At 55.9% G+C, this 13,468-nt stretch carries 10 protein-coding genes; 4 read left to right on the top strand and 6 right to left on the bottom strand.

What is annotated here, in order from left to right; all coding sequences use genetic code 11:
- Positions 1-5,218: hypothetical protein (locus tag HOL66_16125; GenBank protein MBT5245762.1), on the top strand; the 5,218-nt coding region annotated here is incomplete at its 5' end.
- A gap of 8 nt (positions 5,219-5,226) precedes the next feature.
- On the opposite strand, the gene HOL66_16120 is transcribed toward HOL66_16125, so the two are convergent.
- From HOL66_16120 to HOL66_16100, 5 genes are all read right to left on the bottom strand, one after another.
- Positions 5,227-5,823, bottom strand: coding sequence for a 2-hydroxychromene-2-carboxylate isomerase (locus tag HOL66_16120; GenBank protein MBT5245761.1), 597 nt, complete (start codon positions 5,821-5,823; stop codon positions 5,227-5,229).
- Positions 5,820-7,274, bottom strand: coding sequence for an Asp-tRNA(Asn)/Glu-tRNA(Gln) amidotransferase subunit GatB (gene gatB, locus HOL66_16115; protein ID MBT5245760.1), 1,455 nt, complete (start codon positions 7,272-7,274; stop codon positions 5,820-5,822). Before gatB ends, HOL66_16120 begins: the two co-directional genes overlap by 4 nt.
- On the bottom strand, positions 7,271-8,734 hold the full coding sequence (gene gatA, locus HOL66_16110; GenBank protein ID MBT5245759.1) for an Asp-tRNA(Asn)/Glu-tRNA(Gln) amidotransferase subunit GatA: 1,464 nt from the start codon (positions 8,732-8,734) through the stop codon (positions 7,271-7,273). Before gatA ends, gatB begins: the two co-directional genes overlap by 4 nt.
- A 9-nt stretch (positions 8,735-8,743) precedes the next feature.
- Positions 8,744-9,031 (bottom strand): Asp-tRNA(Asn)/Glu-tRNA(Gln) amidotransferase subunit GatC, encoded by a 288-nt coding sequence (gene gatC / locus HOL66_16105; protein MBT5245758.1) that lies wholly within the window; start codon positions 9,029-9,031, stop codon positions 8,744-8,746.
- Between the two features lie 126 nt (positions 9,032-9,157).
- Positions 9,158-9,940 carry an SH3 domain-containing protein gene (locus tag HOL66_16100; GenBank protein ID MBT5245757.1) on the bottom strand — a complete coding sequence of 261 codons (783 nt, stop codon included), beginning with the start codon at positions 9,938-9,940 and terminating at the stop codon, positions 9,158-9,160.
- Between the two features lie 173 nt (positions 9,941-10,113).
- Between HOL66_16100 and ruvX the strand changes: the two genes are divergently transcribed.
- Positions 10,114-10,581, top strand: a complete 468-nt coding sequence (ruvX, locus tag HOL66_16095) for a Holliday junction resolvase RuvX (protein ID MBT5245756.1) — start codon at positions 10,114-10,116, stop codon at positions 10,579-10,581.
- The gene (locus HOL66_16090) at positions 10,578-11,498 is read left to right on the top strand and encodes an AEC family transporter (protein ID MBT5245755.1); all 921 of its coding nucleotides are present in this window, start codon (positions 10,578-10,580) and stop codon (positions 11,496-11,498) included. The genes ruvX and HOL66_16090 overlap by 4 nt, the downstream gene beginning before the upstream one ends.
- On the opposite strand, the gene HOL66_16085 is transcribed toward HOL66_16090, so the two are convergent.
- The gene (locus HOL66_16085) at positions 11,495-12,361 is read right to left on the bottom strand and encodes a sulfotransferase (GenBank protein MBT5245754.1); all 867 of its coding nucleotides are present in this window, start codon (positions 12,359-12,361) and stop codon (positions 11,495-11,497) included. The two genes, HOL66_16090 and HOL66_16085, sit on opposite strands and share 4 nt — an antisense overlap.
- Positions 12,362-12,493: 132 nt before the next feature.
- On the opposite strand from HOL66_16085, the gene HOL66_16080 reads away from it, so the two are divergent.
- Positions 12,494-13,459 carry an aspartate carbamoyltransferase catalytic subunit gene (locus HOL66_16080; protein MBT5245753.1) on the top strand — a complete coding sequence of 322 codons (966 nt, stop codon included), beginning with the start codon at positions 12,494-12,496 and terminating at the stop codon, positions 13,457-13,459.
- The last annotated feature ends 9 nt before the right edge of the window (positions 13,460-13,468 follow it).

The following is a 13,468-nucleotide window of genomic DNA, read 5'->3' as shown; positions in this document are numbered from 1 at the left end:
GGTGACCCTCACCAAGGGCGACGATATTTTCCAGGGCGACACCCTGGTCACAGCCAAGGGAGCCGCCGTTGGCATTACCTTTATCGATGACACTACCTTCTCGCTGGGCGAAGAGGGTCGCATGGTCATCGACGAGATGGTCTATGACGCCGATACCCAGGAAGGACAGTTCAGCGCCAACCTTGTGCAGGGTGTATTTTCGTTTGTTAGCGGTGAAATCGCCAAGACATCACCCGATGGTATGACCGTGACGACACCGGTTGCGACCATCGGTATCCGCGGCACCATGGTCGCCGGTCGGGCAGCCCAGGAAGGCGCCGAGAATACAATATCGCTGCTCCCCGAAACCGACGCACAGGGCAACCAGTCGGTCGGCGAATTGTCAGTGACAAACCAGGGTGGCACGGTGACGCTAAATTCCATCGGCGCGACCGTCCAAATGAGCAGTGCCTTCCAGGCCCCTCCTCCACCGGTGGTTTTCAGCCCGCAGCAAATTCAACAAAGTTTTGGTGGTGCCCTGACCACCCTGTCTACAACAGCCGCCGCCAAGGCCGACGCTGACGCCGCCAAAGGGGCCGAGGAAGCCGACCAGGCACAGGCCGAAGCCGAACAGGCACAGGCCGAAGCCGAACAAGCGGGGGCCGAGGCCGAAGCGGCCCAGGCCGAAGCCGAAGCAGCACAAGCCGAGGCCAAAGCCAGTGGAGATCCGGAAGCCATTGCCGAAGCCGAAGCCAAGGCCGCTGAAGCCGAAGCCAAAGCGACAGAAGCAGAAACCGCACAAGCCGAAGCAGAAGCCGCCTCCCAGGAAGCCGAAGCAAAGACCGCCCAGGCCGAACAGGCGCAGGCTGAGGCCGAGCACGCCAACAATCAAATGCAGGCCCAGAGCGAAGCCTTCGCCCAGTTTGGCACCCCACCGCCGGGAGCAGCGCCAAACGGTGACGGACCGCCCGATAGTGAAGCACCGCCGGAAGGAGATGCCGGACCAGACGGACAACCGCAGGACGGCGAAAACAATGCCATCGATCAGGCCGCTGAAGAGGCAGCACGCGAGGCCATTGCCGACGGCGCGACACTGGAAGAAGCAGCGGCAGCCGGTTTTGACGCGGCCAAAGAGCAAGCCTTGGCAGAAGGCGCAACCCCTGAAGAAATTGCCGCTGCCGAACAGGCTTACAACGATGCCCTTGCGGCAGGCGCGAGCCCTGAAGAAGCAATGCAGGCTGCCGGTGACGCCGCAGCCCAGCTCAATCCAAATGGACCCGATGAACCTTCGCCGGACGGCTCACTACCGCCCCCAGGCACAACCCCAATCGCCACCACATCACCCGATGGAACGCTTGGTGCACCACCCCCGGATGGTTCACCACCGCCTGACAATACCTTCACCGGCACAACGCTGGACGGTGGCGGCTCCCTCGATTTTGGCGGAACATTTGATCTGAGTGGCACCTACGATGGCGGCATTTACAACACCGACCCCACGGGCGGCAGTAATGATCCGATCATTACCTATGATCCCCTGCTTGGAACGACGGTGACGCTTCCCGGACCGGGGGATAATACGAACCCGGATGACCCGACAACCAGCACCAATACCGGTGACTCCGGCACCACTGTTACGGGCACCTTTGACGAAACGCCTGCCCTGACAACGGGTGACGACAACAAAACCGGCGGCAGCGGCAACACTCAGTTCATCATGACCCAGGGGACGACCCTTGGCGGCACTGATGTTCTTGATGGAGCAGGCGGCACCGACGAGATCGCCTTCAAGGATATGACCGATTTGTGGGGCATCTATCATGGCGGTACGGACATTATTAATTACTCAACGTCCAACAGCTCTATCTCTGGACAAGTTACCCTGACGTCGGTTGAACAACTGTATGCAAACGACGGCGTTGAAACTTTCACCGACGCCACCTCCGCCGGTGCAAAAACCGGCACCAACGGCGTGCGATTGGACATTTCCGGGTCGCAGGCCGGTTATTATGGTTACCTGCGCGCCGGAACTGACAACACCGGCACCGAGACCATCTCGTTGGCCGACACCAATTCGTCGAACGTAAACTTTGGAACCCTTAGCCATGCAATTGACGGCACCAAGGTTATGGGTGCGTTGATTTTTGGGCTCGGCGGCATTGACGACATAACCGGCACCACCGGGGGTGACGTTATTTTCGGTGGCAGCGGAAATGACATCATCAACGGCGGTGGCACGGGATCAGGCGACGGTGACATTATGATTGGTGGGGCAGGCGCCGACACTTTTAAAATGATCACGTCTTCGTTGTCGAGTTCTGCCATTGTCGGTGGGTCTGAGTCAGACGAATTAACATATGGGCAGTATGGCGCCGCCATATCCTTCGCCATCACGAACACCTCGGCCACGGCTACCCATGATAGCAACGTCAACGATACAATTAGTGGTGTCGAAATATTGCGCGGCGCGGCAGGACAAACCAACACCTACACCTTTAGTGGCGATACAACCACTCAAGGATTTACAGAGTTCTATGGAAATACAGGAGTCGACACCTTCACTTTCAATGCCGGTTCAACGGTTTCAGCAGATATATACGGCGTTTCTCAAAATGATATTTTCAATATTGCCGCCGGGGCATCAATCACCAGCTCCACATTTACGGCAGGCGGTGGTGATAATGTTTTCAACATTTCGTATGGAGCAAGCATCAGCAACGGGATAAATGCGGGTGGCGGTACGGATACCGTCAACCTCTCTGGCAGTGGCTCATTTGATTGGGCAACAATGGGTTTTTCCCTTTCGGAAATTGTGACAGTCGCTTCCGGAACCACCCTTGACATTACCGCAACTTCTGCCGATGCCTTAACAAGCATTACCAATTCGGGAACGGTGGCAGTTTCGGCCTGGGGGCTTGCAACCGATTTATCGACAATATCGGGCGGTACCATAACAGCGGATTGGGCTGGATCGGGAACTTTCACTGGCAATCTGGGCAGCAGCACCCTGACCAACATAGGCACGCTGACAAGCAGCACGGGTGTCATCACGGGGACGATTAACAACACCACGGGCACCATCAACCTGACAGGGGACACCAACAATGCATCCCTGACGTTGAACAATTCTGCCGGTGGCACCCTGAATTTTTCTGCTGCTAACGCCGATACGGCGGGCACCACCATTGGCACAATGGCGGATAATGCCGGGATTATCGATTATGCCACGGCGCTGACGTCATACAGGGCCCTGACGGTAAACACCTTCACCACCAACTCCGGCACCATCAATATGGCGTCGCATGCAAGTTGGTCTTCATATCTCAACATCACTTCCGGGACATTGACCAATTCGGGCACGATCACAACCGCAGCGTCGAATACCGGAGCCCATATTCGTGGCGATTTGACCAGTTCCGGCATACTGACGTTCAATGGCGATGCCTATTTTGACAAAGCGGGCGCGACATACATCAACAGCGGCACGCTGAGCATAGCTGCGTCAAAGACCCTGTTCGTGCAGGGTGCCAGTACAACACTCAATATTCAATCGGGCAGCACGCTCAATAACTCTGGCACTATCCAGGTTGATACAGGATCCACTCTCACTCTCGGTTACGCTTACACCAATGCAAATGCAATTAACCTCAATGCAGGCAATCTGACCCTTAGCGGGACGTTGACCAATACGGGCACGCTGACAAGCAGCACGGGTGCCATCACGGGGACGATTAACAACACCACGGGCACCATCAACCTGACGGGGGATACCACTAATGCATCCTTGACCTTGAATAATGCTGCTGGCGGCACTCTGAATTTTTCTGCTGCTACCGTTGATACGGCGGGCACCACCATTGGTACGATGACGAATAATGCCGGGACCATCGATTTTGCTACGGCCTTGACGTCGTACAGAGCCCTGACGGTGGACACCTTCACCACCAACTCCGGCACCATCAATATGGCGTCGCATGCAAGCTGGGCTTCGTACCTCAACATCACCAACGGAACACTAACCAATACAGGCACAATCACGACGGCGGCATCAAATACCGGAGCACATATTCGTGGTAACCTTACCAGTTCGGGTACACTGACATTTAATGGCAATACCTATTTTGACAAAGCGGGCGCGGCGTACATCAACAGCGGCACGCTGGCCATTGCTGCAACAAAGACCCTGTTCGTGCAGGGGGCCAGTACGACACTCACCAATCAGGCGGGGGGGACTATCGAGGGTACCGGCACCCTTGATGTTTCAGCGGCGACCTTCACCAACGCCGGCACCATCGACGCCGCCACCACAAGCACCGTGGGCACCTTGGCCATTACCGGCGGGGTGACGTTCTCCTCGGGCACATTGAAAGTGGATGTGGATACCGCCGCGTCCTATGACACGGTCACCGTCAGCGGGGCGCTTGATCTGTCTTCTTCCGGCGATACGCTCAACCTGGATTTCACCAGCTACGGCCCCACCGACAACGATTCGCTTACGGTGCTAACGGCGAGTTCGCTGACCGGTGGGGCTTTTGATACCGTCACCCACAATCTTGCTTCCGGCTGGGGGGTTTCCGTTACTCAAGGAACCAGCACAGTTGTATCGGTGCAAAACACTTCTACCAGCCTCGATGGTACAGCAGGGGCCGACTACATGGTTGGCGGCAGTGGCGCCGATAATATCAGCGGTGGCGCTGGCGCAGACACACTGAGTGGAAGCGGTGGAATTGATACTTTTACCACCGTCACAGCTGACGTAGCAGCTGCGGGTATGAATTCGGTCGCCTACGATATCCTAAAGGATTTTACTTCTGGAGTTGGCGGCGACATTTTTAACTGGAACACCGACTATAGCAATCAAGGGAACACCATCAGCGCGTCTGCTGCAGACGAAGCTATAGGAACGGGGCTTTCCGATGGCATCCTCGTCAGCAATGCCAATACCTATGGATTTTATGAAATTACGTCGGCCACTAACTTGGGAAACGACATTATCATCGGTAGCAACACGTCGTCTGAAATTGAAGGATGGGCAGCGACAATGCTAAATACGGTCGATCACTCTACTGGCGATAATGTGATTTTTGCTCTTTACGATGATGGAACGATCACCAGCACCGTTGCTTTTCTGGAATTTACCGCTGATGCCACTCTCACAGACATGGTAGCTGCAGAATTCCAATTAATTGCTGTCGCCGATATTGCTGCGGATTCACTTCTCGCCAACAATTTTGCCTAGAGCGTGCTTTACGTTACTTTTGCCAGCACCCGTTCCAGCAAATCCAGCCGGTCCTGGCCCCAGAAAGGTTCACCGCCTACGATATAAAATGGTGAGCCGTAGACGCCTGTGTCGATGGCGCGCTGGGAGTTAGCTTCGAGCACGCCCTCACCCGCTTCGGTGATCGATTCCTCATACAGCGCTTTGCCGTTAAAACCGTTTTCGTTTGCGATGGCGATCAAGGTGTCCGGGTCGGTGATATCGCGTTCTTGCTGCCAGACGGCGCCCAGGAAAGCCCCTGACAAGTCGGCGATGTCGCCACCCTGCTGTTTGGCGAGACCGGCGATTTTCGCCGACGGGCCATCATCGACGGGGAAATGGGCAGGCTCGATGTTGATCTCGATACCAAGATAAGCGGGCCAGCGTTTCAATTCCCACATGCGGTATTCCTGACGCTGCGGGGCGCGCTTACCCAATGGCAAACCGCCGGATACGGGAAACACCTTGGCCAGAGTCAAAGGAACAAAGTCAATTTCAGCGCCATGTTTCACTGCCATGTCGATAAGCCTTTGGTGGCCCATGAATGTCCACGGCGATACGTGGCTGTAGTAATATTCGATCTTCATTTTAGTTTGTCTTTCAGCATCTGGTTGACCATGGGTGGGTTGGCCTTGCCCCCAGTCGCCTTCATCACCTGGCCGACGAACCAGCCGGCGATTTTCTCGTTGCCGGACTTGAACTGTTCAACCTGTTCAGGATTGTTTGCAATCACCTCGTCAACTGCCGTCTCAATAGCGCTCGTATCGGTGATCTGCTTTAAGCCTTTTTCCTCGACAATATCCACCGCTTCCTTGCCTTCAGCAACCATGATCTCGAAAACATCCTTGGCGATACGGCCTGAAATGGTGTCGTCCTTGAGCAAATCCAGAAGCTTGCTTAAAGATTCCGCAGAAACCGGACTTTCTGAAATACCGACGCCCTTTTCCTTAAGGACGCCAAAAAGATTGGATATCACCCAGTTGGCGGCCAGTTTGGGATCATGTCCCGCCGCCACTTCTTCGTAATACTGGGCGGTGTCCCGTTCGGCGACCAACACACCCGCATCGTAGGCGGAGAGACCGAAGTTGCCCATGTAGCGGGCTTTGCGCTCATCAGGCAGTTCCGGCAATGTCGCCTTGATGTTGTCGACATAGTCTTGCGTCAATTCCAGCGGCAACAGATCAGGATCAGGGAAATAACGGTAATCGTGGGCGTGCTCCTTGGAGCGCATGGAGCGGGTTTCACCTTTGACCGAATCAAACAGCCGGGTTTCCTGAACCACTTCACCACCGTCTTCGTAGACATCGATTTGACGGCGCGCCTCAATTTCGACAGCCTGCATGGCGAAGCGAACGGAATTGACGTTCTTGACTTCGGCCCGGTTGCGAAGCTCCGTCTCGCCGACTTTGCGGACAGACACATTGACGTCACAACGCATGGAGCCTTCATCCATATTGCCGTCACAAGTGCCCAGATAACGTAGGATCGAGCGCAGTTTGCGCAAATAAGCGCCAACATCTTCTGGGCTTTTCAGATCAGGCCGCGAGACGATTTCCATCAGGCCCGTGCCCGAACGGTTTAGATCGATGAAAGAGCGCTTAGGGTCCTGATCATGCATGGATTTCCCGGCGTCCTGCTCCATATGCAAGCGTTCGATACCAACCTCGCGGGTGCTGCCGTCTTCAAGATCCAGAATCACCGTGCCCTCGCCGACAATCGGGTGATACAGCTGCGAGATCTGATAGCCTTGGGGCAAATCTGCATAGAAGTAGTTCTTGCGATCAAACACCGAGACCAGATTGATTTCCGCCTTAAGACCAAGCCCGGTGCGGACCGCCTGCTCGATGCAATGCTCATTGATTACCGGCAACATGCCGGGCATGGCCGCATCGACCAGCGATACATGGGTGTTGGGTTCGGCGCCAAACGAGGTCGCGGACCCCGAAAACAGTTTGGAGTTGGAAATAATCTGGGCATGAACCTCAAGCCCGATGACCACTTCCCAATCGCCTGTGTCACCTTCAAGAATGTAGGTCATGCAGGCCTCCCGTCAAATCCGGCGGCGGCTTCCAGAACGTCGGCGGCTTTAAGCATTGTTTCCTCATCAAACGGCTTGCCGAGCAGTTGCAGACCCAGCGGCAAGCCCTGGCTGCTGAGGCCCGTCGGCACGGAAATACCGGGCATTCCGGCAAGACTGGCCGGAACCGTGAAGACATCGTTCAGGTACATGGCGACCGGATCATCCATTTTCTCGCCGATGGCGAAGGCGGCGGACGGTGCGGTCGGGGTCAACAACACATCGACGCTTTCGTATGCCGTCTTGAAATCGTTGGAGATCAGCCTGCGAACCCTTTGCGCCTTGCGGTAGTAGGCATCATAAAAACCGGCTGACAGGACGTATGCGCCGATCAGCACCCGGCGCTGCACTTCATCGCCAAAACCTTCGGCCCGGGTGTTGGCATACATCTCGTCCAGGCTGTCGCCATCAACACGCAGCCCGTAACGGACCCCGTCATAACGGGCCAGATTGGCCGAGGCCTCCGCAGGGGCAATGATGTAATACGTCGGCAACGCGTGTTCGGTGTTGGGCAGCGACACGTCGATGATTTCGGCACCAGCGTCCTTCATCATGGCGATGCCTTCGGACCACAGTTTGTCAATTTCCGGGTCCATACCGTCCATGCGGTATTCTTTGGGAATACCCACCTTCAAACCCTTGATGTCACCACTAAGGGCGGCTTCAAAATCGGGAACCTCAACAGGGGCGGAGGTCGAATCCTTGGGGTCGTGACCGGCCATGGCGCCCAGCATGATAGCGGCGTCGCGGACGCTTCGTGTCATCGGCCCGGCCTGATCAAGGGACGAGGAAAAGGCGACGATGCCCCAACGCGAGCAACGCCCGTAAGTCGGCTTCAAGCCGACAATGCCGCTAAAGGACGCAGGCTGGCGGATCGAACCACCGGTATCGGTACCCGTGGCAGCCAGCGCCAGACGACCAGCAACGGCAGCAGCCGAACCACCGGACGAGCCACCGGGCACCAGATCTTTACCGTCTTGGCCTTTCCAGGGATTAATCACATTGCCGTAATAGCTGGTGATGTTGGCCGAACCCATGGCGAATTCGTCCATGTTGGTCTTGCCCAGCATTACCGAACCGGCAGCCCGAAGATTGCCCGATACGGTCGATTCATATGGCGGGGTAAAGCCATCCAGAATATGCGAGCCCGCCGTGGTCAGCACCCCTTCTGTACAAAACAAGTCCTTGATGGCAACGGGGATGCCGTCCATGGCCCCGGCAACGGCCCCGGCTTTGCGGCGGGCATCTGACTCGCCGGCACGTTCAAGGGCGATGTCGGGGGTTTCTGTAATAAAGGCGTTCAGGCTGCGCGCGTCTTCCATGGCGGTGATGTGGGCTTCGGTCAGTTCTACGGCTGTGAAATCACCACCATTCAGTCCGTCGCGTGCCGCCGATAGGGTCAGGTCGGTGAGTTTTGTCATGTCCCGCCCCTACTCGACTACTTTGGGAACGGCGTAGAAGCCATCTTCAGTCTCCGGCCCATTGGCCAGCACCTTGTCACGGCAGTCGCCATCGCTGACCACATCTGTGCGCAGCGGCAAGGTCACATCGACGACGCTGGCCAGTGGTTCGACACCTTCGGTATCAACACCGTTAAGCTGTTCAACCCAGCTTAAGATGGCCGAAAGTTCCCCGGCCAAATGGTCCAGTTTGTCATCCCCGACCTTGATTCTGGCCAGATTGGCGATGTTTTTAACGGTTTCATTATCCAGCGACATGGCAGCGCTCTAACCCAAGTTTCAAGTGATCCGATAAGCGGCGCGGAAGGTAACATCCACCCCGCCAGGGCGCAAGCGGGCAAAGCACTGCACAAATCGTCTGCTCATTAAATTCACATTTGTGCGTTAATTTTCGACCAGCACCTTCGATAACTGCTCCCAAACCTCCGCACTCCATGCATCGGGGGCAATTTCGACGGCGGCGCTGAGAGCCTCGGCTATGGAATTAACCGCCCTTTCCTTAATCTTGGGGGAGCGCCCCTGCTTCTTGATGGACACACCGGCAAAAGTGATCTTTTTCTGCTCCGGCAGATAATGGAAGGTTGTCGAATATATTTCGTCGTAACCGTTTTCAATCTCCATCAGATCAATGCTGATCTGAAACACCGCTTTGTGCGTCAACTGATAGGGAACTTCTGTCATGAACATCGGCGCCAGGATGGTGAATGGCCGGCCTTTATCGTTGCAGCGATACGAAATTTCGTAATCCGAAAACACATAATCCTCACCATCGACCGTGTTTTTACCACGAAATTCAAAGGTGTAACCACACGGCGCGTGTTCCTCGATCTGCACGGTTCCCGAAACTTTTTCCGTCAATGTCCCGTCTATCATCGGCAGCATGACTGGCGCATAGACGAAGCCATATTCCTTACCATCCCGATTGATCGCCATCCATCCGGCACCACCCTTGGCGCGACCGACGACAGTGACTTTGCTGCCAGCCTTCAGCGTCCCCAGTTTCTTGGATCCGGTTTTTGGCCCGGCGCGGACATTGACGCCCTTGGTCACCAGATAGGTGCCTTCAATTTTTGTTACTTGTAATCCAAGAAATGTTCTGTCTTCCGCCAGCGCCCCCGCGCCGGCCATCACCGTAACGGCAAACAGAACAACAGCGGCGATGATCATTTTGAAAGGGGTCAAAATTTTTAACTCGCTGAAAGTGCGACAGGATTCCTTATAATCATACCGAAAGCCCCCCTTGGCCTCTACCGTCTTTTTAAATGACGATGATGAAGGGTTATGAGTACTGTGTCCCGCGTGACATGTAAAAACCGAACAGGATCCCGGTTGTGGCAGTGATGGAACTGAGCGAAATGATCAAAAACCTTAAATCCGGTAGCCGGTTGATGGGGCTCGATCTTGGCTCAAAGACCGTTGGCCTCGCTTTAAGCGATACCACCCGTATGATAGCTAGCCCCCTTGAGACCATCAAGCGCAGCAAGTTCACCGCTGACGCACAAAGGCTCGAATCCCTGATTGACGAGCATGACGTTGGTGGCCTGATCCTTGGCCTTCCGGTCAGCATGGACGGCAGTGAAGGGCCGCGTTGCCAATCGACGCGGGCTTTCGCCACCAACCTGCTGGCCCGCCGAGACATGGCGCTTTCTTTTTGGGATGAACGACTGTCGACAGTCGCCGTCGAACGGGTTCTGATCGATCAGGCAGACATGACCAGAAAGCGCCGCGCCGAAGTCGTCGACAAAGTCGCCGCCGCCTACATCCTGCAAGGGGCGATGGACGCCATGGCAAGGACGACCGGCCCATGATCGCCATTTTTTCCGCCCTCGCCCCTGTGTTCCTGATGATTGCGCTTGGCTATATTCTTAAAAATCGCGCCCTGATCAGCGACGGCTTTTGGGCTCCCGCCGAAAAAATGACCTTCTATGCTTTCTTTCCGGCGTTGCTGCTGATCAACACGGCAAAGGCGGATTTTGGCGACATCGCCGTCACCCCGATAATTTGGGCCAGCGCCTCCGGCGTGCTCATTATTTCCGGGCTGACCCTGTGGATGCGGCCAAGGCTGGGGATCGATGGCCCGGCCTTTACATCCGTCTTTCAGGGCACCATTCGACCCAATGTCTATCTGGGGATCGCCGCCGCCGTCGCCCTGTACGACAGCGCCGGGCTGACCCTGATCAGTGTCTGCATCGCAGTTCTGGTTCCACTGGTCAATATCCTCAGCGTTATTGTTCTGGTCCGTCACGCAGCCCATAACGAAGAGATACCCGGCTGGTCGCAAACATTGGGTCCGGTCGCGCGCAATCCCCTCATCCTGGCCTGCGGGGTCGGCATCATTCTCAACGTAACCGGCATCGGCGGGCCGCCATTAATCAGTCCATTCCTGGAAATCCTTGGCCGCGCCGCCCTGCCCATCGGCTTGCTTGCGGTTGGCGCCGGGCTTGATTTTGATGCCATGGCCCGGGCAGGGAAGACCGTCGGGCTGACCACAGCAACCAAAGTTATTGCCTTGCCTGCCGTCACCTTTGTGACCTGCCATTTGTTTGGAGTCAGCGGTTTGTCGCTGACAATCACCGTTCTTTATGCGTCGCTACCGGTTTCGGCCACATCATACGTGCTGGCCCGCCAGATGGGTGGCGATACGGCCCTGCTCGCCGCCACCATTACCGCAACAACCGTGGCGGCGATGATCACCATGCCGCTGGCCGTTCTGTTGCTTAGTTAGTAATCGAGAAGTTTCAGCAGTTCGCCTGCCTGCCGGTTGAAGGAAACAGCCGTCTTATCGTCAAAACGATCCTGCCACTGGCCGATTGCGCCATCTGGAAAGGCGATCGCGCGACCCGCCTCGACAAGATGGGCAACAGTTTCCGGACTGTCGTCTAGATTTAAGAACCGGCACAGACGCTCTAAATCGGGCGCGGCTTCCGTGTACAAATCCTCGCTGCGGATTTCCATATAATTTTCGCCATGGCTGCGCCCGAAATAGCGGGCCTGACCGACGGCCTTGGTCCAGTTTCCGGCAAAGAATTCAGCGAAGGCTGGAAAGTCGGGAAATCGCTTTGAGAAACCTTCCGGATTGACCCGGACGTTATAATCGTAAACCGACACTGCCTCGTCGCGACCATCGCGAATGACGTGGACGATATGAGCATCAGGGAAAATTTCGGTCAGGCCAGCCAGATTAAAGGCGTGCTCTGGCGTCTTCTCGCCAATGCACGAAACATCCTCATCACCCACCCAGCGGTTCATGGTCAGGGCTGCGGCACTGGCCATCAGGAAGCGCACCTCGTTATTTGAATAGGCTGCTGACGGGGCCATGTTGGCGGCCCCGATCCCGGCGGCTTTCAGGCGCGCCTGATCATCGAGCATATGCTTGTTGTAGTCGGCGAAGGCTTTGCCAAGTAACGGAAACAGGGCGTTGGTAAAATGCCCCTCGCCCTTGCACAGGGCGTCGGGATGGGCGTTGATGGCGTGTTGCAACCACGCCGTACCGGGGCGGGTCAACCCAACAATAAAGAAATGTTTCTTGTCAAGAATTTGGGACAGGCCGATCAATGTGCGTCGATAGTCAGTCGTGGTATTGTTCATGTTCAGCCTTGTTTTCTTTTATGGCTGCACTGTAACCCTCTACCCGCCCGCTGCCAAACTTTAAGCTGTCATTTTTTGCTGACCGAAACTGCCGCTTGCGCTTTTTACAAAGCCACCCTATTGTCCCGTTTTATGAGCGAAATAGCGCTGGATAAAATCCGTTTTCCGCATAGCCATCTTCTTGGCATAGAAGGGCTTTCACCGGACGTTATTTCGCTTCTTCTGGACCGCGCTGAAAGTTACGTCGAACACAATCGACAGGCTGACAAGAATTTGTCAGTGCTCAGCGGCCGTACCATCATCAATCTGTTCTTTGAAGATTCGACCCGCACCCGAACTTCCTTTGAACTCGCCGGCAAACAGCTGGGCGGCAATGTCATTAACATGTCGGTTGCCACCAGTTCGGTCAAAAAGGGTGAAACCCTGATTGACACGGCGATGACCCTAAACGCCATGCACCCCGATGTGCTTGTTGTCCGCCACAACGATTCAGGGGCCGTTAAGTTGCTGTCGGAGAAAGTGAACTGCGCTGTTATCAACGCCGGTGACGGCCGCCACGAACACCCGACCCAGGCTCTGCTCGACGCCCTGACCATTCGCCGCCGCAAGGGGAAAATTTCGGGCCTCAGGGTCGCCATTTGCGGCGACATCGCCCATTCCCGGGTAGCCCGCTCCAACATTCATCTACTAAACGCCATGGGCGCGGAAGTCAGGTTGATTGCCCCAAAAACCCTGATCCCTTCGGGTATCAAAGGACTGGGTGTGGAAATTTTCAACGATATGAACAGCGGCCTGAAGGGCTGCGACATTGTTATGATGCTGCGCCTGCAAACCGAACGCATGGGCGGCGGCTTCTTCCCGTCGGTCAGGGAATATTTCCATTTCTTCGGGCTCGACTACAAAAAGCTGGGCAACGCCAAGGAAGACGCGCTGATCATGCATCCGGGGCCTATGAACCGCGGTGTCGAAATCGCTTCGGAAGTGGCTGATGATCTTGGCCGTTCGGCGATCCGCGAACAGGTTGAAATGGGAGTCGCCGTGCGCATGGCCTGCCTGGAACTGTTAAGCGCCAACCTGGACAAGGGGAAAAAATCGTGAGCCGCGTCG

It is taken from the genome of Rhodospirillaceae bacterium, from assembly GCA_018662005.1.
GTDB lineage: Bacteria > Pseudomonadota > Alphaproteobacteria > Rhodospirillales > JABHCV01 > JACNJU01.
This window is presented reverse-complemented; position numbering and strand designations above follow the sequence as displayed.